This is a genomic window from Ruegeria sp. YTSA219, assembly GCF_059609985.1.
Genome location: NZ_JBXWMT010000003.1, coordinates 280638 through 301982 on the forward strand (window position 1 = coordinate 280638; position 21345 = coordinate 301982).

The following is a 21345-nucleotide window of genomic DNA, read 5'->3' on the forward strand; positions in this document are numbered from 1 at the left end:
AGGAGAAAATCATGGTAAGTCAAAGAATTGGATATGTCGGGTATTTTGACCGGGAATCCTGTGATCTGGACGAATTCAAGGTGTTGACCTCTCGGAAACTGACCTCGGACATGGTTCCGCAGGCCGCGATGATCGAAAAGAACGTCCCCGTCTATGACATGAATGCCCTGCGTCCCGCGCTGGAAGATACAGGGCAACGGCGCGCTTTGATGGCGGAATGGGGCCATGTGCTGAACCAATCCGCCGGGGTGATCGCGCTGAAAGGGGCCTATCAGGATCTGTCGGTGATCGACCGGGCGACCGAGGTTTTTCGGCAGATCATCGACGAGGAACGCCAAAGCGGCGAAGGCGAGGGTGATCATTTTGCCGCCTCGGGTGCGAATGACCGGATCTGGAATGCGCTGCAAAAGCACTGCCTGCGCGATCCGGAAGGTTTCTCAAAATACTTCGGCAACGCTGCTGTTGCCACCGCCGGCGAGGCATGGCTGGGGCCGAACTATCAGGTCACGGCTCAGGTCAATCAGGTCCGCCCCGGCGGTAAGGCACAGCAGGCGCATAGGGACTACCATCTGGGCTTTCAGACCGCTGAAAGCGCTGCCCGGTACCCGGTGCATGCACATCTGCTGACGGCGGCGCTGACCTTGCAGGGGGCAGTGGCACATTGTGACATGCCGGTGGAAAGCGGGCCCACCAAACTGTTGCCGTTTTCACAGCTATATCCAGCCGGATATATTGGCTTTCACGACCCCGCGCACAGGGACCACTTTGAGAAGAGCTATGTTCAGGTGCCGTTGAACAAAGGCGACGCGGTGTTCTTCAACCCCGCACTGTTCCACTCGGCCGGCGAGAACCGCAGCACGGATATCGACCGTATGGCGAACTTGTTGCAGATCTCATCCGCTTTTGGTCGTGCGATGGAGGCCATCGACCACCGGTCCATGGCGCAGGCCGTACTGCCGTCACTGGTGGCCTTGAAGCGAAGCGGCGAGCTGACTGGGTCCGAGCTGGACGCGGCCATCGCGGCGACTGCCGAAGGCTATCCGTTTCCGACAAATCTGGACACAGATCCCCCGATTGGCGGTAATGCTCCGGAAAGCCAGGCGGATATCTTGCGGCGTGCGGTCGCCGAAGAATGGACGTCAGAGCAACTGACCTCGGCACTTTCGGCGTTGAAAACCCGACAATCCGCCTGACGTTACGAACCGGGCCAGCGCGCCCAGAAAGGAGGCCCCATGGCCAACCTGCTCAGGAAACCACGCGGCCCCTATGGCAAGGTGCATGACATCACCCCTGCCTCTGCGGGATGGCGCTATGTCGGGTTCGGTCTTTACCACCTACGCGCAGGCGACAGGGCGACCGAAGAAACCGGTGACAATGAGGTCATACTGGTCATGGTCGAGGGCAAGGCGCATATCACCGGGGCCGGGCAGGATTGGGGTGTGCTGGGTGACCGCATGGATGTCTTTGAAAAGACGCCGCCGCATTGTCTGTACCTGCCCAACGGAACCGATTGGCAGGCCGTGGCGGAAACCGATTGTGTTGTGGCCGTGTGTTCGGCCCCCGGCACAGGTGGCCACCCGGCGCGACGGATCGGGCCGGGTGGCATCACACTGACCGAACGCGGGAAGGGTGTGAATACCCGCTATATCAACAATATCGCGATGGAGGCCGAAGACGTCGCTGACAGCCTGCTGGTGACCGAGGTCTTCACGCCCAATGGCCACTGGTCCTCCTACCCCAGCCATCGCCATGATGAGGATGACTTTCCTCGCATAACCTATCTGGAAGAGACCTATTACCACCGTCTGAACCCCTCGAACGGGTTCGGCATTCAGCGGGTCTATACCGATGATGGCGATCTGGACGAGGCTATGGCTGTATCTGATGGCGATGTCGTGATCGTCCCGCGCGGGCATCATCCCTGCGGTGCGCCCTATGGGTTTGAGATGTACTATCTGAACGTCATGGCCGGCCCATTGCGGAAATGGCGCTTTGTTGCCGCCCCCGAAGTTGAATGGATCATGGAGCGTGACGCATGAGCGCGAATTTTGCGAATTACCCCGGTCTTGCGGGAAAAACAGTTTTTATCACCGGCGGGGCCGGGGGGATCGGCGCCGAAACGGTTCGCGCCTTTGCCGCCCAGGGGGCCAGGGTCGGGTTTGTTGATCTGAACGCAGATGCGGGCCAAGCGCTGCTGGCAGAACTGGATGGGCAGCATGCCTTTGCCCAATGCGATTTGCGCGACATTGAGGCATTGCAGGCCGCCTTCGAGCGGCTGGTCGCCGCGCTGGGCGAGGCGGATGTTCTGGTCAACAACGCTGCCCATGACGAACGCCACGACTGGCACGAGGTAACGCCGGAGTATTGGGATGACCGAATGGCAACCAATATCCGCCATATGTTCTTTGCCATCCAGTCGGTGGCCCCGGGCATGATCGCTAAGGGCAAGGGGGCCATCGTCAACCTAGGCTCGAATTCCTGGTGGGAATGCGGGGCGGGGTTCCCGGCCTATGCCACCGCCAAATCTGCCGTTCATGGCCTGACCCGCACCATGGCGCGCGAGCTGGGCGACCATCGCATCAGGGTGAACACGGTAGTTCCGGGCTGGATCATGACGGAGAGGCAAAAAGAGTTATGGGTGACACCCGAGGCGCTGGCCAAGCAGGTGGATCGTCAATGTCTGCCGGACCCGATTGAGCCGGTCTATGTGGCGCGCATGGTCCTGTTTCTGGCCTCGGACGACGCGGCCATGTGCAGCGCGGGGAACTTCATGGTCGAAGGCGGCTCGATCTGAGGTGATGCCGCTTGGCGATGCGCTCCCGGTCGACTGGTAGCATGACGACCTAGCGCTGCGGCGGGGCGCCAAAGGCACGGATCACGGTGCGGGCAGCAGCCTCAACCGGGTCGTGCGTTTCCTTCAGGATCGTGACGCGGTCAAACCGTTCAGGATCACGATTGACGGCTTCACGCATGGCATTTCCGAATGCCATACGCAGCTCGGTTCCTATGTTGAACTTGCAGATCGAGGTCTCGCGCGCCAGCTTCATACGCTGCTCTACCGGCACACCGGACCCGCCATGAATGACCAAAGGCACTTCGGTCACGGCATCGATTTCGGCGATGCGAGCCTCGTCCAATCCGCCTTCTTTGTTTTGTTGCAGATGAACGTTTCCGACTGAGATGGCCATTGCGTCCACGCCGCTTTCACGAGCGAACTGCGCGGCCTCGTTTGGGTCTGTCCCGTTCGATCCTTCGCCGCCGGAATAGCCGACAAAGCCGATCTCACCTTCGCAGGAAATACCTGCCGCATGGGCCATTTCGGCAATGGCAGCAGTTTCGTCGATGTTTTGCTGCAGCGGCTTGCGTGACCCGTCAAACATGAGCGATGTGAACCCGCTGTCCAATGCGATCTTGCAGTCCTCGAATGTATAACCGTGATCCAGATGGGCCACGACAGGAACCGAGGCATTCTCGGCCAGGAAGCGAAACATCTTTCCCAGAACAGGCAGGGGTGTGTGTTCGCGGCAGCTTGGACCAGCCTGAAGGATCACCGGCGCATTTTCCGCCTCGGCTGCCGCTACATAGGCGCGCATATCCTCCCATCCCAGTGTAACAAGCCCGCCAACAGCGTAGCCGTTTTCGTATGCAGGGGTGAGGACGTCTTTGAGTGTGGCGAGGGTCATTTGAATTTGGCAATCATGTCTTTGATGCCTGGAATGGTCTCGACCTGATAGGCATGGGTTGGTTGGAAGTACTGGACCAGCGAACGCTGAGTCAGACCGCCAAGGATGGTGAAATAGTACATCTCGTACCCCGGCAGGACGCAGCAGGGGTGATAACCCTTGTCGATACAGACGGTCGATCCGTCCATGATATGATAGGCGTCGCCCGGTTCGTTATCCTCGCGCTGCAGCATCTGAAGGCCCGACCCCCAGTTGGGTTTGAAACGGAAATTGTAGGTCTCGTCGTGCCGCGTCTCGTCGGGCAGACGGTTCGTGTCATGCTTGTGGCTGGGGAAGCCGGACCAGCCGCCTTGACCAACAGTGAACAGCTCACTGACCAGCAGGCGACCGACTTTGTCGTGCTGTTTCTGGCCCAGGATGTGCTTGATCTTGCGGTGGGTTTTGGTGTCGTCGCTGCCGTATTGTACCAGATCATGCTGGCGGACATCGAACGGGTCCAGAACCTTGTCGTATCTGGCGCCTGCGATGAAGACTTCGGAATGATCCGAGATGCAGACGATCTGCACCTTGGCGCCAACGGGTGCATAAACGCCCTCTGGCTCTCCATCCCAGACATCCTCTCCTCGGTTACCCAGCATGGCAAATTGCACGCTTTCGACATCCACATCGACCGAACCTGTGGCCGGGACGATGCAGGTCTCATACCCCGGCACTTGATATTCGAACGCTTCGCCCTGTTTCAGTTTGACGATGTTGAAATAGTTCAGGGGCACCATTGGGTCATCGACATCCACGATGGGTTTGTTCTGGTTGTCATAGGGGGCGATATGCATTGGGATCTCCTATGCCGTTGGGCCGGGATGGGTGGCCAGAAACGCGTCCAGCTGTTCGGTGGTCGGCATCGCGGGCGCGCAGCCGGGTTGAGACACGACGATCGAGGCGCAGGCCGAACCGCGCATCACCGCGTCCTTCAGCGAGTACCCCGCTGCAACCGAGGCCAGTAACCCGGCCATGAAACTGTCACCTGCGCCATTCGGCTTGACGGCAGTCACCGGATAGATGCCTGTCTGAAATTCCTGCCCGTCCATCAGCGTGATGGCGCCTTTTTCACCCATTTTATAGATCACCACGCGGCCTGGTTTGGCCGCCAGTTCCTGCGCCTTGGCAAACCCTTTGTCTATCCCGCCCGCCATGAAACCGAATTCTTCGTCATTGCCTACGATCAGATCACTGGCGTCACCGGCGCGGGACAGGACCTCGGACGCGACTTCGGGTGAGGGCCAACTGTAAGGGCGATAGTCTATGTCAAATATTACGGGCACACCGGCCTTACGGGCCGTATCGATGGCCCGGAATGTGGCGCTGCGCGAAGGCTCGGCCGCAAAGACGGTTCCGGCCGAGATCACAGCCGAGAAGGAGCTGAAATCGACCTGGTCCATATCCTCTTCGGTGACTTGGAAATCGACTGCGCCATTGCGGTAGATGACATTCTGGAAATCTTCTGTCCGGCTTTCGTAGATTGCCAGCGACATGCGGTATTCGCCCCTTACAACCCGTATGTTGGACGTATCGACGCCGTAATGCGCCAGCCGGTTCAGGCAGAACCGCGCGACCGCGTCGTCAGATACCGAGGTGATCAGCGACGCTTGACTGCCCAGCTTGACCAGACCCACACATATATTTGCCGATGAACCGCCCAGATCGGCCCGGAACGCGTCGGCATCCTCACTTTTCTCGCCGATGGGATCGGCAAACAGGTCCATGCCCGCACGACCCAAGACGCCAAAGCGGTTTCCTTTGATACCGTCCATCAAAGCGGTCAAGTCATTTCCTCCGGCGAAAAGGGTCGGCAAGGTGTGTTGATCCTTGCGTTGAATCGATTCACACGATACTGATTTTGCAACCGGTTGCAAATGATATGTGCGAGGCCGCGGCAGATGCCTGAAATTGGAATTGGAATTGTTGGCGGCGGCTATATGGGCAAGGCCCACTCGGTCGCGATGTCAGCGGTAGGTGCGGTGTTCGACACCGTGCTGCGCCCGCGACTTGAGGTGATCTGTGCCTCGACATCTGCAAGCGCGGAAGTCTATCGTGCCGCCTACGGGTTCCAGCGCGCCACCGATGACTGGCGCATGTTGGTCGAGGATCCAAAGGTCGAGGCCATTGTGATCGCCTCACCTCAGTCGACACACCGTCAAATCGCTGAGGCGGCGTTTGCCCTTGGTAAACCGGTGCTGTGCGAAAAACCCTTGGGGGCGTCCTTGGACGACAGCCGCGCGATGGTGGCGGCAGCCGAGGCCACAGGTGCAATCAACATGGTCGGGTTCAACTATATCCGTACGCCCGCCAGCCAATATGCGCGTCAGCTTATTGTTGAAGGGGAAATCGGTCAGGTCACATGGTTCCGTGGCGAACATACTGAGGATTTCTATGCCGACCCCGAGGCCCCGGCAACCTGGCGCACAACGGGAATGGCCAATGGAACCATCGGCGATCTTGCTCCGCATATGGTGAATGGTGCGTTGGCGCTGATCGGGCCGATCACTCAGGTTATGGCCGATGTGGAGACGGTGCACCGGCATCGCCCCGGCGGCGAAGTTACCAATGATGATCACGCGCAGATGATGTGCCGTTTTGAAAACGGGGTCATGGGAAACCTTTATTTCAGCCGCGTCGCAACGGGTCGCAAGATGGGTTACGCCTATGAGATCTCGGGTACCAAAGGTGCGATCCGGTTCGATCAAGAGGATCAGAACGCCCTGTGGCTGTATCGCCGCGAAGGCCCCGAGGCCACGCGCGGGTTCACCAAGATCCTGACCGGCCCCGCGCATCCGGATTACGAGCCCTTTTGCCAGGGCCCTGGCCACGGGACAGGATATCAGGATCAGATCATTATCGAGGCCAAGGATTTCCTGCAGGCCATCCATTCCGGGCAGAATATCTGGCCCACCTTCCACGATGGGCACGAGGTGAACCGCGTTCTGGCGGCTGCATTGGCATCGTCAGACGGGCGGCAATGGACAGATATCAGCGATTTCTGAAAGCACACCACCCAATTTCCAAAGAGAGACTAAGACCATGACAAAGCTGAGATGGGGCATGATCGGTGGCGGTGAAGGCAGCCAGATTGGCCCTGCGCACCGCCTTGGCGCACAGGCCGATGGGCTGTTTGAGTTCGCTGCCGGAGCGATGGACCACCGCCCCGACGTGGGACGTGAATATGCACAGCGTCTGGGCGTTGCAACTGATCGCGCCTATGGCGACTGGCAAGAGATGCTAGCCGGTGAAAAAGACCGTAGCGACCGCATCGATCTGGTTACAATCGCGACACCGAACTCGACCCATTTTGAAATTGCCAAGGCCTATCTCGAGGCGGGTTTTAACGTTCTGTGCGAAAAGCCGATGACGATGACCGTGGAAGAAGGCGAAGAGATCGTGCGCATCGCCGAAGCATCGGGCAAGCTATGCGCCGTGAATTATTGCTATTCGGCTTATCCGATGGTGCGCCAGGCACGTGCAATGGTGAGGGTCGGGGATATCGGCAAGGTGCGTCTGGTCGTGACGAATTTCAGCCACGGCCACCACGGGGATGCCACTGACGCCGACAATCCGCGCGTGCGCTGGCGGTATGATCCGGCGATGGCCGGTGTCTCGGGGCAGTTCGCGGATTGCGGTATACACGCGCTGCATATGGCCAGCTTCATTTGCGATGATGAGGTCACGTCGCTGTCCGCCGACATGGCCTCGACCATATCAAGCCGCGTGCTGGAGGATGATGCCATGGTCAACTTCCGGACAGAGCGTGGCACCGTCGGGCGCTTGTGGACTTCGTCCGTTGCGATCGGGCGCCAACATGGGTTCGACATTCAGGTCTTCGGTGAAACCGGCGGTCTGCGCTGGACCTCGGAACAGCCCAACCAGTTGCTCTATACACCGGTCGGCGGCCGCACACAGATCATTGAAAAGGGCGAAGGTGGCTTGTACGAGGACGCCCAGCGCCTGTCGCGGGTGGCCATCGCACATCCTGAAGGGTTTCCCTTGGCTGTGGCCAACATCTATTGCGATCTGGCCGATGCCATTCGTGGCGAAACCCGCGACGGGTTGCCAGGCGCAGCGGATGGGGTGCGGTCTATCGCAGCGGTCCATGCTGCCGTTGCGTCGGGCAATGAAGACGGAGCCTGGAAGGATGCGCGCCCCCCTATGTTCCGCTGACTAGGTGCGGGGGCGCAGCGTGCCCCTTTCGACTACGCGGCAGGGGAAAATGCGGGCCTCGGGATAACGCTCGGGGTCTTTCAGCATCTCTTCCACCAGATCCACAGACGAGGTGATGATTTGCTTGATCGGTTGGTGGATGGTCGTCAGATTCACGCTTTCCCAACGCGACATCTCCATGTCATTCAGGCCGATGATCCCGATATCCTTGCCCGGTTTCAGCCCGTGATCCGACAGAGCGGACAGCGCACCGACGGACAGAATGTCATCGCCGCAGAAATAGCTTTCGGCTGGTTGACCCTTTAGCAGATCCAGCATTTCAGCGCGCCCCGCCTCAAATGAATAGGCCCCGGCGAAAGAGTATGTCACCTCAAGATCGGGGTGCTTTTCGACCTCTTCCATAAAGCCCTGATAGCGATCCATGGCCGAGGTCGCATCTTTTGGCCCGCCTAAATATCCAACGCGCCGATAACCCCGCGCCTTTAGCTCGCGGGCTGCCATGCGACCACATTCGACATTGTCGATCCCGACGACATGTACCTCTGGTGAGGTCGCCGAGCGCCCGAACGTATGCACAACCGGAACACCGGCATCGTGAAACGCCTTGGCGAAACTAGGCGGCAGGGTCGAAGAGGCCACGATGGCAGCGTCAACAGAATACTGGCGCAGCATCCGAACGGAATTGGCAGGCTCGGTCTCATCCGTCAGATTCACGATCAACGGGCGTAATCCACGTTCTTGCAAGGCACGTGTGAACTGATCGAACACTTCAAGGAAAATCGGGTTGTGAAAGTTGTTCGAGATCAACCCAATCAGTTTTGTCCGCCCCGTGGTCAGGGACGAGGCCAGGGCGTTTGGGCTGTAACCCAGTTCCGCCGCGGCCTTTTCCACCTTGCTTCGGGTTTTTGCCGAAACCGAGGCGCCCTCGGTAAAGGTGCGCGACACGGCAGAGCGCGACACCCCGGCCAGAGCTGCGACGTCTTTTAGGGTGACGCTCATGTTTCGTACCTGCAGAAGAAAGTTGGGATGACAGACATTTTCATGTCGTGATACTAAGCCAGTTTGTCTGGCGGCTGCAATCGGTTGCAAATGATTGCTCGTTTGACGCGGGGCCCGGTTTATTGACCCCGAGCAGCTTCTCACCAGTCGATTCTTTCTGACGGAAGATCAGGTAAATCAGCCGCCGCGCACCGTAAATCGGTCCGCGATTTGACACATTTCCGCCCAAAATGATCGAAAATTCGCCCTAAGCGGGAATTTCTTTTCGTTTGTGGGGAGGTTTCGGCACCGCCTCATCGGTAACGATTTAGTTAACGGGGGTGTGTTCCTCGTGTCAGTGCGGGATTTCGCACTTTGGTAAAACAGTCTGGAGTTCAAGTAATGTTGAATGGAATTCGCAAAGTATTTCTGAAGCTGCGCAAAGACGAGCGTGGCGCCACCCTGGTTGAATATGGCATCGCGCTGTTTGTTGCGATTGTCGTCGGCGGGACAATTCTGACCAATTTGGCTGGCACGACCAGCAGCAACTTTAGTGATGCAAACTCGGCAGCCCAGCGGACAACGCCTTAAGCTGCGCGCCAATTTCCTAAGTGAAAAAAACCTGACTTCCCATTCGCAAGCGTGGGGCGTCAGTTTCCTACCAGACCACCTTTGATTTGCATAAGCGGTCTGTTTGGCCATTCAGGCCCAATTAAGTAATTATCCTGAGTTTTCCCGGGAATTGGAGGATACCATGCGTATTAAATCATTTTTGATGACTTTCCTGGGAATAGGTTTGGCGGGTGGCGCGGTTATTCTGGCGCAGGATCAGATCCGAAGGAATCAGTCAGCGGGTGAACCAACCATAGTTCGTGTTGTGGCCGTGGCCGAAGATATCGCGTTCGGAACGCCGATCGAAGGGCACAAGCTGACGACCATTGATTGGCCTACTGCATCTGTGCCTGCAGGTGTTTTTACAAGCTTTGATGATGTCCTGCCTGCCGCAGGCATAGAACCTCGCCGGGCCAAGCGCGCTTTGGCGCAGGGCGAAATTCTTTTGACCTCGAAAGTTTCCGATTTTGGTGAAAAAGTGACAATCGTTCAGACGATTGGCGAGAATAACCGCGCGATGGCGATCAATGTCGACGCGCAGACAGGGGTAGGCGGATTTGTAACGCCTGGCGACTTTGTCGACATTGTTCTGACCCGCGGTACCAATGATACACTGCGAGCAGTGACGATCCTGCAGAATATCCGGGTCATCGGCGTGGACCAAACCGCGGATGAAGAACTTGACCAACCCGGCATTGCCCGCACGGTTACGATTGAGGTCACCCCGGATGAAGGTCAGAAGTTGGCTCTGGCGCAGAAGGCCGGGCAGCTCAGCCTGTCTCTGCGGTCTCTGCAAACAGAAGAGGATAAGCCGCTGGAAGCGGTTCGCCTCAGCGACATCCTCCTTGAAAAATCACCGCTAGAAGAGGGCACGCCCAGGCCGATTGTGAAAGTTCGCCGTGGGGCAACCGACGTTCAGGAAATTCAGGTCTTTGGTAACACCAGTGCAACAACTGAGCCGGTGAACTGAGGTCAGGTTGGTCTTTCGAGGGAGGTTGATATGACTTCGCTACGCAAAATCAGGAACAAAGAAGACGGCACAATTCTGGTATTTGTCGGCATGTTCATGGTCGTCATGATCGGAATGGCTGCACTGACTTTTGATCTGGGGCGTATCGCCTCTACCCAAACTGACCTGCAAGCCTATACCGACCACGTGGCGCTTGCCGCCGCAGGAGAGCTGGATGGCAATGCTGACGCCATCACCCGTGCAACAGCTGCGGCATCCGGCATGATCGACGACGAACAGTTTTTCGCGGATGGCAGCCAAAGCCTTGGAACTTCTGCGGATTTTTCGCTTCGCTTTCTGACTGGATTGCCTGCTTCGGCGGCAGACCCAGACGATAACGACTCGGTTACGCCCTTTGTGACGACAGACCCGGCGCGTGCCGTCTTGGTCGAGGTGACCGCGACACCACGGACTGTTTTCCTGCCTTTTGGCCGATCGCTGGCCAGCTTGTTGGGCGTCGCCAATCCGTCCGGAGAGGTGAATTCAGTCTCGATCGCTGGGTATTCAGCATATGCCTGTGACGTAACGCCGTTGATGTTCTGCATCCCGTCGGGCTGGACCTCCAGCGCCAATATCGGCGCTTCCATCAAATTGCGTACTGGCGGCAACAACTCGGCCTGGGGGCCGGGGAATTTCGGATTTCTGGATCCAACGGATATCGGGATCAATCCAAACGGGCCATGCGCCGGTCTGACTGGCTCAAAGCTGTATATCTGCCTCATTGCTGCGAATGGGAACCTGACCAAATGTGTGTCCCAGCGCGGTGTCGACACCGAACCCGGTCAGCGGAACGGGATTGGCAGCGCGATCTACAATTCGCGGTTCGATATGTTCCAGGCGACCATGAACCAACTGAAGAACGATCCAGATTATGCGCCGGGTCCAAATGTGATTTCAGGCTGGGACCATACTGGTGGGGGATGTTTGAACAACAATCCGACGCTGTCGACCAATACTATTCCAATGCCGCCGGATGATTGCTTTGACCCTGTGAGTGGTCTTTGCAATGGCAGCCGTTTTGGCGATGGCAACTGGACGTCAGGGCAAGCAGCTTACAACCTTATGAATTATGGCGTTGGACCGGACGGTACGCTGACACCGCACGCGCAGGGTGCACCGACAGGAAACACCCGGTATCAGGTATATCTGGATGAGGTCAGCCGGGCCGGGTCAGGCGATATCGTCACCGGACGGGACGAGACCGGCCGCGCCCAATGTTCAAGCCAGCCCAGCACCGACCCCGACCGCCGGACATTTATCGCCGCAGCGATTGACTGCACCGCGAATCCGGTTTCCGGGCGGGCCACCGATGTGCCGGTGAAGGAATTCGTAAAAGTCTTTCTGTTTCAGCCGCTTGAAGAATCCACAGGTTCGGATTTCGACATCTTCGTCGAGGTGGTCAAACAGGTTGGCGGCGGAGTTGGTGGCAGTGCCGTTGATGGCATTTTCCGCGATGTCGTGAGGCTGTACCGATGAAGCCGCTGGGTCGCTTCCTCTCACGCTTTCAGCGCTGCGAGTCTGGCGCGCCGATGGTCGAGTTCGCCATGGTTCTGCCGGTTATCTTGCTGTTCTTTGTTGTGATCATCGAGGGCAGCCGGATCACCTGGATACATCAGGCGACATCTGCCGGCGTACGGGATGCGTCACGCATGATCGCTCGCATCGCACCGCTGGATCTATGCAGCGCGGGCGGCGTCGCAAGCTATGATGCAATGGCCACAGATATTGTCGCCAACCGACTGGGCGGTGGGGCGCATTTGCCGGTCGGAACAACGCTGGTAGATGTAACCCCGACCTGCATATCGCGGTCTGGCAGCTATCGTATTGACCCGACCTCAGTGGTCGAAGTGACCGCGAAAATCCAGATTGATTTTATCCTGGGCAATGTTCTGGGCCTGTTCGGCGGGGCTGTTAGCACGCTTGACACGGTGATTTCGGATCAGAGCCGGGTGTTCGGCGTATGACCCGGGTGTCGCATATCCTGCGGACCTTCCGGCGTCAGGAGCGTGGCGCCGCCCTGGTCGAATTGGGGATGGTCATTCCACTGTTCCTGTTGCTGATGTTCGGCATAGTGGATTATGGCCGGTTGTTCTGGTCGACAACCATGGCGCAGAAGGCGATGCAAAAAGCATCCCGGCTGGCAACTCTTGGGCCTCCGCTTTGCGGTGCGTTGCCGACCGAGCACACGCTGGCAAGCGGCGCTCCTACAAGTACGAAATTTGGGGTGCTCTGCCGCAGTGGCAATGTCTGTGCCGTGCCTGCCCTGCCTGCGCCTTGCCCGTTGAATACCGCGACGGATTACGGCGCACGTGTCTGGAATGATATCCGCATGTTGCTGCCACCGGGAACGACTGCCGCCAACGTGCAGATCGGATATTCGCATGACGCGCGCCTTGGATTTTTAGGGGGGCCATATACGCCGGTCGTTACCGCCGAACTTGTTAACGTAGACTTTAACTTCATGATGCCAATCGCCGGTCTGGCCGCTCTTGCGTCGAACGGCACAACACCTGCGTCAAATACCCCCAACAGTATTTCTCTTCCCGCGATGAGCACATCGGTTCCCGCCGAAGATCTGGCGGCCGGGGCGAGTGAGTAAGGAGAAACATAATGAGTGCCAAGCAGATTTCAGTATTGTTGATTTCACCGGACGAGCAGATTTACTCGGCCATAGAAGGCTCGTTACGGGGGCAGGCGAACTGCCGGTTCACCGGTCGTCAGGACACCGTTGCGGGGGTAAACGGCTCTGCGATCTCGCTGACTGCAGAGCATGATGTTGTTCTGTTCGATGTGGATGAGAATTCCGGGGACCTACTGCAAACCGCACGGAAAATCTGTGATGCCCGTATGCCAAATGCGATCATCATTGCGTTGGCCCACGAGGATCTGCCCTTGGAAAAGGCGCGCCAGTTGAAAAAGCTTGGTGTCGACGACGTTCTTCCGAGAAAGTGGATCGACGAGGAAATTGTGCCGCAGGTGGACGCAATCCGGGCCCGCCGTCAAGCGCAGTTGCCGGCCGTGTGGGGCGGTCAAGCAACCCTGGGCAAAGTGATCGCCGTGGCCAAATCCCGTGGTGGGGTTGGATCGTCTATCGTCGCTGCCAATCTGGCCAACGAGCTACAGGCCAAGGAAGGGTTCTTCAAGAAGAAAGCCGCCAACGAAGTCGCGGTTGTCGATTTGGATTTTCAGTTCGGATCTATTGCCGCCCTGATGGATGTTGAGGAAAGTGACGCCATGTGGCGGATGGCGATGGATGAGAGCATTCCCGATGGCGCCTTTCTGGAACAGGCCATGACCAAATCCCCCTGTGGGGTTGATGTTCTGGCTGCACCGTCGCGCTTTGGTCCTCTCAGTGCCATTAATGAAGAACAGATCTCGGCCATTTTGGACAGCCTTAAGCGCAGCCATGATTATGTGATTATTGATCTGCCGCGAGCTCTGGTCGAGTGGATCACGCCGGTTTTGTCGCAAGCCGACCGGCTGCTTTTGGTGACGGATGTCGCGGTGCCTTCGATCCGGTCAGCACGGAAATTGATGGATTTCTATCACGCCGAAAACCCGGCCTTGGAAATCCAGCTGGTTGCGAGCCTGGAAAAGAAACCCCTGATCCCGGCCGCGCATCACCGCGCAGCGGCAAAGCTGTTGGAACAGGATTTCGCCCACTGGATCCCCAAGGATGAGCGAACCGTTCGTGAATGCGTGGATCGGGGCGTACCTCTGCAAGAGGTCTCAAACCGGGCGCCTCTGACACGGGCCATCCGCCGCATCGCGCAGGAAACCACAGTTTCTCTGCCGCCACGCGTGGGCAAACAGTAAATCGAAGTCCGAAGATGTGAAGATCAGTTAAGTAAAAGGTAAAGCAGAATGTTTCGTGAATTTGACAGAACGGGTCGCACAACATCCCAATCCCCAAAAGTTGTGCCGTTGGACACGAAACAGCCGAACGGAAATGTTGCTGATATCGAGGTCAAGAACGCCGAACGCCGTGCCATGGAGCGCGAGCGCGAGATGGACCGTATTGACCTCAAGGCTCGAATGCACAACTCGTTGCTTGATAAGCTGAATCTGGCTGTGATCGACAAGGTCGAAGAAGACACATTGCGGGGCGAAATCGGCAAACACGCAACTGATCTGTTGCGGTCCGAGGGCCGGGCCATGCGGTCTGAGGAAATCAAGCTTTTGGTCGAAGAACTGATGCACGAGGTGCTTGGGCTTGGGCCACTGGAGCCTTTGCTGGCCGACCCTTCGATCAACGATATTCTGGTGAACGGTCACAAGCAGATTTTCGTCGAACGTTCAGGTATTCTGGAAAAAACCTCGGCGCGTTTTCGGGATGAACGTCATTTGCTTCGGATCATCGACAAGATTGTCAGTCGTGTCGGCCGTCGTATTGATGAACGCCAACCCTGGGTGGATGCGCGGCTTGAGGATGGCAGCCGTGTAAACGCGATCATTCGGCCCTGCGCGCTGGACGGGCCGGCCTTATCGATCCGTAAATTCGCGCGCGTACCGCTGACGATGGAGCGGTTGGTTAAGAACGATGCATTGAATGACAGTGCCGCGTCGTTGTTGCGCGGTCTGGTCGAGGCAAAGATGAATGTCCTGATTTCCGGAGGAACCGGATCAGGAAAAACGACGATGCTGAATGCCTTGTCTTCCTATATCGGCGGCAACGAACGGGTCGTGACCATCGAAGACGCTGCTGAACTGCAACTGCAGCAGGAACATGTTCTCCGCATGGAGACCCGCCCAGCCGGTTTGGACGGGACCGGCGCTGTGGCCCAGCGTGATCTTGTCCGCAACGCGCTGCGGATGCGCCCTGACCGTATTGTGGTCGGCGAGGTGCGCGGATCAGAGGCCTTCGACATGCTGCAGGCGATGAATACCGGCCATGACGGTTCGATGACGACCGTTCATGCCAACAGTCCACGCGATGCGCTGTCTCGGGTCGAACAGATGGTACAGATGGGCGGGATGGAGCTGCCGCATTCGGCGATCCGGGCCACCATCGCTTCGGCCATCCACTTTGTGCTTCAGTTGAACCGACTGTCAGACGGGACGCGCCGGGTTACTTCAATCTCGGAAGTGACTGGAATGGAAGGCGACATCATCACCATGCAGGACATCTTTGTCTTCAAGCGCGAAGGCAAGGATGAAGATGGCAAGGTTCTGGGCCGGTTCATGCCCACGGGAATTCGGCCAAAATCCAGCGATGCACTGGCGGCTGCCGGGGTCGACCTGTCCACGGTCAAGTTCAACTAAGGAGGTCCGGGATGTTCGAGGAAATCAGGTCATATCTGGCCAATCTGAACATCAACAACCTGATCGGCCCGGAAATGGAAGTTGCCGGGTTCGATGTCAGGTTTGTTCTGGCGCTTGCGGTTTTCCTGGGTGCGCTGATTGCTTTTGAAGGGCTGCGTCAGTTTATGCGGCGTGGCGAAAACCGCGAAGAGGCGATCAACCGCCGAATTCAGATGCTGTCCGAGGGGAAGTCGGGTGAGGATGTTCTCAGCCTGTTGAAACCGCAGGAAGCCAAGCCACTGTTGCGGAGTTTCCCGCTGGTGGGGGATTTGCCTCTGGCGTTGAAGGTTTCGGGCCTGAACATGGTTCCCGAAATGTTTCTGGCCGGTTGCGGCGCAGCCTTTCTGATCTCGGCCATTGGTGGGTCTATGGTGGCTGATCCGTTGAAAGTGGTCCCCACCTGCGCCCTTGTTTTCTTGATTGCGCCACTGGTTGCGTTGGGGGTGACGTTGCGCAAGCGCAAGGCGGCGTTGATCAAGCAGTTGCCCGATGCGCTGGACCTGATGTCCCGTGGATTGAAGGTCGGGCACCCACTGAACACAACCTTACAAAGTGTCGCCGAAGAAATGCCTGACCCAATTGGAACTGAGTTTGGGCTGGTCGTTGATCAGGTCTCTTATGGCGAAGAACTGACGACTGCGATCAAAAGCATGGCTGACCGCATCGATGAAGAAGATATCCAGTATCTAGCTGTTGCGCTGATGATGCAGCACGGCACAGGTGGTGACCTGGCCGGCATCTTGCGCACGCTGGCCCGCGTGATCCGAGCGCGAATGTCATTGCGTCGCAAGGTCAAGGCCATCTCGGCCGAAGGCCGCATGACGGCTTATATCCTGTCATCCATTCCCGTTGGCATTGCCGTGTTCATGACCATCATGACGCCGACATATTATGGCGATGTCGCGGACTCTCCGGCCTTTGTGCCAGTCATGAGCGTTATCGCAGTGACCATCGTCCTGAACGCGATTGTGATGTTCAAGCTTGTGAATTTCCGGATTTGAAGAGGCGTATTCGATGGAGTATTTGAGTTCGATTTTTGATAGCGAATTATCAACGCAGATCCTGGTTCTGGGTTGTGTGCTGATAGGTGCGGTCGTAGCGTTTCTTGGTATCTCGTCCTCGCTTAGCGAACGGTCCACAGCCGCAGAGCGCATGGTGTCAAGCCGACCACGTCAGGCTTTGTCACGGGCAGTTCCTGAAAAAGTCGAGGGCGAAGCGCCGACAGGTTTGAGTGCGGCCCTGATACCCAGCGATGCCAGTGTACGTTTCGAAGTTGGGCAAGTGTTGGCGCGTTCCGGATTTCGCAGCAAAAACGCAATCGTGAATTTCTATCTTATCCGTTTGGGGCTGGCGACGTTCCTGCCGCTGGCCTTCCTCTTCCTGATGTCCTGGCAACCGGCAAACAACTTGGGTGCGCGGATCGCGGAATATACGTCCAGCCTGAACGCGTTCGAGATTATCCGGAATGTCGGCGTATTGTGCGGGATCGGGTATCTCATACCGCAGTTATGGATGGGCGCCCGGATCAAAGAGCGCAAGCGTCTGATGGAAAATGCGTTTCCGAACATGCTGGATCTGCTTCAGATCGGTATCGAGGCTGGCCTCGGTTTTGATCAGGCCTTGCTGAAAGTGGCGGTCGAAATGCAACTTGTCGCGCCAGAAATGTCCGAAGAGATGCTGATTGCGCTTTCCGAGATTCAGGCAGGGCGTGACCGAGATACCGCGCTGATGCGTATGGCGCGTCGAACAGGTATCGAGGAAATGAGCTCATTCGTAAGCGTTGTGCTGCAATCGACCCGGTTTGGCGTTCCCCTGGCTGCGGCTTTGAACACCTATGCCGAAGAAATGCGTGAACTGCGCGAGGTGCGGGCACAGGAAAAGGCCAACAAGTTGCCTGTCCAAATGTCGGCGGTTATGGCCAGTTTTATGCTGCCTGCAATCGCTGGGCTGATCCTGGCCCCGATCGTGATCCGTTATATGGATGCGTTTGGCCCCTAAGACGCTGACATGGTCAGAACCAAAGCGCAGTAGCCGACCAGATTGCAAGGATCACCCCGGATGATCCGATAGCAATTCCAAGAGGAAATTCGCGCGACTGGGCGGTCGACTTGATATGCGGGGAAGTTTGTCGGGCGAGACGCCGAAACAGCGACATTCCGATCAGCCCCGCTGCCATGCAGCCTGCCAGTATTAGCAGATAGGTCGATACGACCGGGACCGGAATTGCGGCAAATACGATTGGCAATATCTTGGCGTCGCCACCGCCCAGCCAACCCGCTGCAAACAGGCCGAAACAAATCGCAAAACACGCTGCGGCCACAAGAAGGCGCAGCAGCAGTTGGTTCCAATCCGGAAACGGCGCGGTCACAAGCACGACTGCACCGCCCAGCAGGCAGTACAGGTTAGGGATGCGCATTTGGGTGAAATCCGTCCAGGCGATCATTACGAACAGCGGTGTGAATACCCACAATGTCAGCCAGGACTGCCAGTCCAGTTCAGGCATCAGGCACGTGCCTGGCCAGGTTTCCCAAAAAGGGCCTCGCGCTCTTCTACCGATACCAAGCGCCGGGCCAGCATGTGGAAGGTGTCCAGCGCCGTTTTTGAATAGATATGCTTGAGATGCGTGCGAACTGTCGCTGGTCCGATCTCAAGTTCGGCACCAATGGACTGAGGCGACAGCCCGCGTGAAACAAGAACGCAAACACGCCATTCGGCACGGGTCAGGCCCGTAGGGTTCTCGGTGCTGAGAATAGGTGCTTCACTGTATGATTTTCTGAGTGCGGTGACTGATTGCCGAGACAATGATTCAGTGATCAGTCCGGCTCGGCGGGCCTGATAGGTCTCGGATAGTTGCGGAGCCACCTGTTCAATAGCTTCGCGGTAACCGGGTTCGGAACTCTGCCCGAAATGAAGTTCCAGAAAGTCGATTTCGCCGCCGTTATGGTCCAGGCATATGAACAGAATATCATCCAGCTTGCGGTGCGACATCCAATCTAACAAAACTGCGGAGATATCACTGGGGTCTGCCCCGTCATCTCGCAGACTAAACACCGAGGCGCGTTTTGGTTTGTTCCGAAACGGGCCGAGGGCGTCGTTGGCGAAAGAATGAAACAATGGTCTTTGGAATTTTGGATCCCGTGTGTCAGCCCGTGCGGCAACACGATGGGCCCCTTTGTTCAGCCACACACGGCTGATGACAGCACAATCGGCGCCAAATGCTTTGACGATACCTTCAAGCGCGGCATCAAGAACGACGCCTGCCTGGCTCCAATGAATGAAATTAATGATGGCTCTGGCATGAAGCGCGTTTGGCAACCACGCAGCGCTCTGAGCATTCCCCCGGACCATAGATAACAACCTGTACTCGAACAAACATAAACGCGCATTTGCAATATAAGAGTGCGCAACCTCCTACCGATTCTTTACATTCCTATAGTTCTATATAATCGTCTAAAACTCATCTAAAAAATCATTAACCTAATTATGTACGATCAATTCGTCGCGTTTCAGTAAACAAACTGCACAAAATCCGCGGACTATTTCTTTGACCTATTCGCGGAATGCGGGGTGAAGCGTAGTGGTTTATGCCTTTTTTGTAAGGTTATTGCGCTTGTTTGGTCGTCGGTTGGTCGGGCGGTTGCCTGTATTCACCGATGCAGCCGTGGAGGGATTAACCGTTTTTCAATTTGTCACAATTCTTGATTTGCACGATGCTTCGGGTTTGAGAACCCAGGTTCAAACGGTTTGATCTCCAGGGGAAGTCAGCTCGTCCCGGTGACCATCTGAGCTGTATCATGCGGCCCGGGCTCTCCTTTAGATTTAGCAACAACTTCTTGTAGATTTAGCAACAACTTCTTGCTTGCCGAGCAGAGCGGCACTGCCTGCATGGCGATCACCCGCATGTTTTCAGATAATACCTTTTAATTTCAATTATTAAGAAGCATAAGATGTTTAAGAATTTACAAGAATCCGCACCCAGGTGTTCATTTGTTTACATAACATAGCTGCTTTTTGAATAGGTTATTGAGAAATTTTCAGAACCCCCGCCATACTCGCGGTGCGTAAACCTGCGCAATCGTTTGCTGGAAGAGGAGCCAACAGACGTAAAACAGGGAACTGGGAGGAATGAATGACTAATAAATCTGTCACACGCCGCGGCGTGCTGAAGTCTGGTGCTGTTGCCGGTACCGGTCTGGCCCTACCTACGATTTTTACCGCATCGTCGGCTGCTGCATATACTAACGAACCTTCTGGGTCGTCTGTCACATTGGGTTTCAATGTTCCGCAGACCGGGCCTTATGCAGAAGAGGGTAATGATGAACTGCTGGCACAGCAGCTTGCAGTCGAGCATCTGAACGGTGAGGGCGATGGCGGTTGCCTGAACACCTTTACGTCCAAGGCCCTGAAAGGGAACGGGATTCTTGGTAAAAAGGTTGGGTTCGTAACCGGCGACACCCAGACCAAATCGGACGCCGCACGCGCATCGGCCAAGTCGATGATCGAAAAAGACGGTGCGATCATGATCAACGGCGGCTCGTCCTCGGGCGTGGCTGTCGCAGTTCAGGGTCTGTGTCAGGAAGCGGGCGTGATCTTCATGGCTGGCCTGACCCATGCCAACGACACGACCGGTAAGGACAAGAAGGCGAACGGTTTCCGCCATTTCTTCAATGCTTATATGTCGGGCGCTGCTCTGGCGCCGGTTCTTGCTGCCGAAATGGGCAGTGAACGCCGGGCCTATCATCTGACCGCTGACTACAACTGGGGCTGGACTCAGGAAGAGTCGATTGTGGCCTCGACCGAAGCCCTGGGATGGGAAACGGTCAACACGGTCAAAACACCGCTCGCGTCGACGGACTTCTCGTCCTATATCGCGCCGGTTCTGAACTCGGGCGCGGATGTGCTGGTTCTGAACCACTATGGCGGTAACATGGTGAACTCGCTGACTAATGCGATTCAGTTCGGCCTGCTCGACAAGGTGGCCAACGGCAAAGACTTTAAGATTGTCGTGCCGCTGTATTCCGAACTGATGGCTGCCGGTGCTGGCGAGAACATCAAGGGCGTGCTGGGTTCGATGAACTGGAACTGGCAGCTGCAAGACGAAGGCACCAAGGCCTTTGTGAAATCCTTTGGTGAGAAATACGGCAAGCCGCCGTCCAATTCGGCTCAGACCTGCTATGCACAGGTTCTGCTCTATGCAGATGCGTGCGAACGAGCGGGTACCTTCAACCCCTGTGGTGTCGCCGAAGCGCTGGAAGATTTCGAGTTCGACGGTCTGGGCAACGGGCCGACCTGGTATCGTGGTGCAGATCATCAGTGCTTTAAGGATGTGCTGGTGGTGCGGGGCAACGAGAACCCGACCAACGCCTATGACACGCTGGAGATCGTCGAGATCACCCCACGCGCGCAGGTCGAATACGATCCCGAGCACCCGATGTTTGCCGGTGGCGAACTGGGTAAATGCAATCCGGGCGCGTAACACAAGCGCGAGAATTTTCGACGAAAATTCTCTGACCTAGAAAACGGGCTCTCCCGCCTATGGGGGAGTCCACT

21 protein-coding genes are annotated in these 21345 nt (G+C 56.9%); 15 read left to right on the top strand and 6 right to left on the bottom strand.

Translation table 11 applies throughout. The features are described 5' to 3' along the window. Positions 1-11 precede the first annotated feature (11 nt). The 3 genes from AC2FFB_RS06905 to AC2FFB_RS06915 are packed head-to-tail and all read left to right on the top strand — an operon-like array spanning position 12 to position 2794. On the top strand, positions 12-1193 hold the full coding sequence (locus tag AC2FFB_RS06905; protein WP_496874697.1) for a phytanoyl-CoA dioxygenase family protein: 1182 nt from the start codon (positions 12-14) through the stop codon (positions 1191-1193). A gap of 39 nt (positions 1194-1232) precedes the next feature. Next, positions 1233-2039 (top strand): 5-deoxy-glucuronate isomerase, encoded by an 807-nt coding sequence (gene iolB, locus AC2FFB_RS06910; protein WP_281972475.1) that lies wholly within the window; start codon positions 1233-1235, stop codon positions 2037-2039. Then, positions 2036-2794, top strand: coding sequence for an SDR family NAD(P)-dependent oxidoreductase (locus AC2FFB_RS06915; RefSeq protein WP_496874698.1), 759 nt, complete (start codon positions 2036-2038; stop codon positions 2792-2794). Before iolB ends, AC2FFB_RS06915 begins: the two co-directional genes overlap by 4 nt. Positions 2795-2843: 49 nt before the next feature. Here the strand turns inward: AC2FFB_RS06915 and AC2FFB_RS06920 are convergent, their stop codons facing one another. From AC2FFB_RS06920 to iolC, 3 genes are read right to left on the bottom strand one after another with little or no spacing between them, the layout of a single operon-like run. After that, on the bottom strand, positions 2844-3683 hold the full coding sequence (locus AC2FFB_RS06920; protein ID WP_496874699.1) for a class II fructose-bisphosphate aldolase: 840 nt from the start codon (positions 3681-3683) through the stop codon (positions 2844-2846). After that, positions 3680-4516, bottom strand: coding sequence for a 5-deoxy-glucuronate isomerase (locus tag AC2FFB_RS06925; RefSeq protein WP_496874700.1), 837 nt, complete (start codon positions 4514-4516; stop codon positions 3680-3682). The genes AC2FFB_RS06920 and AC2FFB_RS06925 overlap by 4 nt, the downstream gene beginning before the upstream one ends. A gap of 9 nt (positions 4517-4525) precedes the next feature. After that, the gene (gene iolC / locus AC2FFB_RS06930) at positions 4526-5494 is read right to left on the bottom strand and encodes a 5-dehydro-2-deoxygluconokinase (protein WP_496790951.1); all 969 of its coding nucleotides are present in this window, start codon (positions 5492-5494) and stop codon (positions 4526-4528) included. A 126-nt stretch (positions 5495-5620) separates the two neighbouring features. Between iolC and AC2FFB_RS06935 the strand changes: the two genes are divergently transcribed. Together AC2FFB_RS06935 and AC2FFB_RS06940 are read left to right on the top strand one after the other, a co-directional pair. Continuing rightward, positions 5621-6724, top strand: coding sequence for a Gfo/Idh/MocA family protein (locus AC2FFB_RS06935; protein ID WP_496693633.1), 1104 nt, complete (start codon positions 5621-5623; stop codon positions 6722-6724). A 37-nt stretch (positions 6725-6761) separates the two neighbouring features. After that, positions 6762-7895 carry a Gfo/Idh/MocA family protein gene (locus tag AC2FFB_RS06940; protein ID WP_496874701.1) on the top strand — a complete coding sequence of 378 codons (1134 nt, stop codon included), beginning with the start codon at positions 6762-6764 and terminating at the stop codon, positions 7893-7895. On the opposite strand, the gene AC2FFB_RS06945 is transcribed toward AC2FFB_RS06940, so the two are convergent. Then, positions 7896-8894 (bottom strand): LacI family DNA-binding transcriptional regulator, encoded by a 999-nt coding sequence (locus tag AC2FFB_RS06945; protein WP_496693635.1) that lies wholly within the window; start codon positions 8892-8894, stop codon positions 7896-7898. It abuts the gene before it with no gap. Positions 8895-9275: 381 nt separating this feature from the next. Here AC2FFB_RS06945 and AC2FFB_RS06950 point away from each other — a divergent pair, with 381 nt between their 5' ends. From AC2FFB_RS06950 to AC2FFB_RS06990, 9 genes are all read left to right on the top strand, one after another. Next, the gene (locus AC2FFB_RS06950) at positions 9276-9464 is read left to right on the top strand and encodes a Flp family type IVb pilin (RefSeq protein ID WP_271948255.1); all 189 of its coding nucleotides are present in this window, start codon (positions 9276-9278) and stop codon (positions 9462-9464) included. Positions 9465-9627: 163 nt separating this feature from the next. Continuing rightward, positions 9628-10455 (top strand): Flp pilus assembly protein CpaB, encoded by an 828-nt coding sequence (gene cpaB, locus AC2FFB_RS06955; protein WP_142635731.1) that lies wholly within the window; start codon positions 9628-9630, stop codon positions 10453-10455. Between the two features lie 30 nt (positions 10456-10485). Continuing rightward, positions 10486-11970 (top strand): pilus assembly protein TadG-related protein, encoded by a 1485-nt coding sequence (locus AC2FFB_RS06960; RefSeq protein WP_496712060.1) that lies wholly within the window; start codon positions 10486-10488, stop codon positions 11968-11970. Beyond that, complete coding sequence (locus AC2FFB_RS06965; protein WP_271948250.1) at positions 11967-12458, top strand: TadE/TadG family type IV pilus assembly protein; 492 nt, start codon at positions 11967-11969, stop codon at positions 12456-12458. Before AC2FFB_RS06960 ends, AC2FFB_RS06965 begins: the two co-directional genes overlap by 4 nt. After that, the gene (locus AC2FFB_RS06970; protein ID WP_496693637.1) at positions 12455-13093 is read left to right on the top strand and encodes a TadE/TadG family type IV pilus assembly protein; all 639 of its coding nucleotides are present in this window, start codon (positions 12455-12457) and stop codon (positions 13091-13093) included. Before AC2FFB_RS06965 ends, AC2FFB_RS06970 begins: the two co-directional genes overlap by 4 nt. An 11-nt stretch (positions 13094-13104) precedes the next feature. Continuing rightward, positions 13105-14310, top strand: a complete 1206-nt coding sequence (locus tag AC2FFB_RS06975) for a CpaE/TadZ family protein (RefSeq protein ID WP_142635739.1) — start codon at positions 13105-13107, stop codon at positions 14308-14310. Between the two features lie 48 nt (positions 14311-14358). Then, positions 14359-15756, top strand: coding sequence for a TadA family conjugal transfer-associated ATPase (locus AC2FFB_RS06980; RefSeq protein ID WP_496693638.1), 1398 nt, complete (start codon positions 14359-14361; stop codon positions 15754-15756). Between the two features lie 11 nt (positions 15757-15767). Next, on the top strand, positions 15768-16796 hold the full coding sequence (locus tag AC2FFB_RS06985; protein ID WP_496688845.1) for a type II secretion system F family protein: 1029 nt from the start codon (positions 15768-15770) through the stop codon (positions 16794-16796). Positions 16797-16809: 13 nt separating this feature from the next. Beyond that, on the top strand, positions 16810-17793 hold the full coding sequence (locus AC2FFB_RS06990; RefSeq protein WP_142635745.1) for a type II secretion system F family protein: 984 nt from the start codon (positions 16810-16812) through the stop codon (positions 17791-17793). A gap of 13 nt (positions 17794-17806) precedes the next feature. Here the strand turns inward: AC2FFB_RS06990 and AC2FFB_RS06995 are convergent, their stop codons facing one another. Both AC2FFB_RS06995 and AC2FFB_RS07000 read right to left on the bottom strand, forming a co-directional pair. Then, a complete protein-coding gene (locus tag AC2FFB_RS06995; protein WP_142635747.1) occupies positions 17807-18298 on the bottom strand; it encodes an A24 family peptidase in 492 nt (163 codons plus the stop codon). Then, positions 18298-19143: a helix-turn-helix transcriptional regulator gene (locus AC2FFB_RS07000; RefSeq protein WP_246097200.1), complete on the bottom strand. Its 846-nt coding sequence runs from the start codon at positions 19141-19143 to the stop codon at positions 18298-18300. The genes AC2FFB_RS06995 and AC2FFB_RS07000 overlap by 1 nt, the downstream gene beginning before the upstream one ends. A 781-nt stretch (positions 19144-19924) precedes the next feature. Here AC2FFB_RS07000 and AC2FFB_RS07005 point away from each other — a divergent pair. Continuing rightward, the gene (locus tag AC2FFB_RS07005; RefSeq protein WP_142635750.1) at positions 19925-21271 is read left to right on the top strand and encodes a substrate-binding protein; all 1347 of its coding nucleotides are present in this window, start codon (positions 19925-19927) and stop codon (positions 21269-21271) included. Positions 21272-21345 lie beyond the last annotated feature (74 nt).

What these genes read in the sequence shown, in the direction of transcription:
- AC2FFB_RS06905 (WP_496874697.1), top strand. Translation starts at nt 12, where the DNA reads ATGGTAAGTCAAAGAATTGGATATGTCGGGTATTTTGACCGGGAATCC.
- iolB (WP_281972475.1), top strand. Translation starts at nt 1,233, where the DNA reads ATGGCCAACCTGCTCAGGAAACCACGCGGCCCCTATGGCAAGGTGCAT.
- AC2FFB_RS06915 (WP_496874698.1), top strand. Translation starts at nt 2,036, where the DNA reads ATGAGCGCGAATTTTGCGAATTACCCCGGTCTTGCGGGAAAAACAGTT.
- AC2FFB_RS06920 (WP_496874699.1), bottom strand. Translation starts at nt 3,683, where the DNA reads ATGACCCTCGCCACACTCAAAGACGTCCTCACCCCTGCATACGAAAAC.
- AC2FFB_RS06925 (WP_496874700.1), bottom strand. Translation starts at nt 4,516, where the DNA reads ATGCATATCGCCCCCTATGACAACCAGAACAAACCCATCGTGGATGTC.
- iolC (WP_496790951.1), bottom strand. Translation starts at nt 5,494, where the DNA reads ATGGACGGTATCAAAGGAAACCGCTTTGGCGTCTTGGGTCGTGCGGGC.
- AC2FFB_RS06935 (WP_496693633.1), top strand. Translation starts at nt 5,621, where the DNA reads ATGCCTGAAATTGGAATTGGAATTGTTGGCGGCGGCTATATGGGCAAG.
- AC2FFB_RS06940 (WP_496874701.1), top strand. Translation starts at nt 6,762, where the DNA reads ATGACAAAGCTGAGATGGGGCATGATCGGTGGCGGTGAAGGCAGCCAG.
- AC2FFB_RS06945 (WP_496693635.1), bottom strand. Translation starts at nt 8,894, where the DNA reads ATGAGCGTCACCCTAAAAGACGTCGCAGCTCTGGCCGGGGTGTCGCGC.
- AC2FFB_RS06950 (WP_271948255.1), top strand. Translation starts at nt 9,276, where the DNA reads ATGTTGAATGGAATTCGCAAAGTATTTCTGAAGCTGCGCAAAGACGAG.
- cpaB (WP_142635731.1), top strand. Translation starts at nt 9,628, where the DNA reads ATGCGTATTAAATCATTTTTGATGACTTTCCTGGGAATAGGTTTGGCG.
- AC2FFB_RS06960 (WP_496712060.1), top strand. Translation starts at nt 10,486, where the DNA reads ATGACTTCGCTACGCAAAATCAGGAACAAAGAAGACGGCACAATTCTG.
- AC2FFB_RS06965 (WP_271948250.1), top strand. Translation starts at nt 11,967, where the DNA reads ATGAAGCCGCTGGGTCGCTTCCTCTCACGCTTTCAGCGCTGCGAGTCT.
- AC2FFB_RS06970 (WP_496693637.1), top strand. Translation starts at nt 12,455, where the DNA reads ATGACCCGGGTGTCGCATATCCTGCGGACCTTCCGGCGTCAGGAGCGT.
- AC2FFB_RS06975 (WP_142635739.1), top strand. Translation starts at nt 13,105, where the DNA reads ATGAGTGCCAAGCAGATTTCAGTATTGTTGATTTCACCGGACGAGCAG.
- AC2FFB_RS06980 (WP_496693638.1), top strand. Translation starts at nt 14,359, where the DNA reads ATGTTTCGTGAATTTGACAGAACGGGTCGCACAACATCCCAATCCCCA.
- AC2FFB_RS06985 (WP_496688845.1), top strand. Translation starts at nt 15,768, where the DNA reads ATGTTCGAGGAAATCAGGTCATATCTGGCCAATCTGAACATCAACAAC.
- AC2FFB_RS06990 (WP_142635745.1), top strand. Translation starts at nt 16,810, where the DNA reads ATGGAGTATTTGAGTTCGATTTTTGATAGCGAATTATCAACGCAGATC.
- AC2FFB_RS06995 (WP_142635747.1), bottom strand. Translation starts at nt 18,298, where the DNA reads ATGCCTGAACTGGACTGGCAGTCCTGGCTGACATTGTGGGTATTCACA.
- AC2FFB_RS07000 (WP_246097200.1), bottom strand. Translation starts at nt 19,143, where the DNA reads ATGGTCCGGGGGAATGCTCAGAGCGCTGCGTGGTTGCCAAACGCGCTT.
- AC2FFB_RS07005 (WP_142635750.1), top strand. Translation starts at nt 19,925, where the DNA reads ATGACTAATAAATCTGTCACACGCCGCGGCGTGCTGAAGTCTGGTGCT.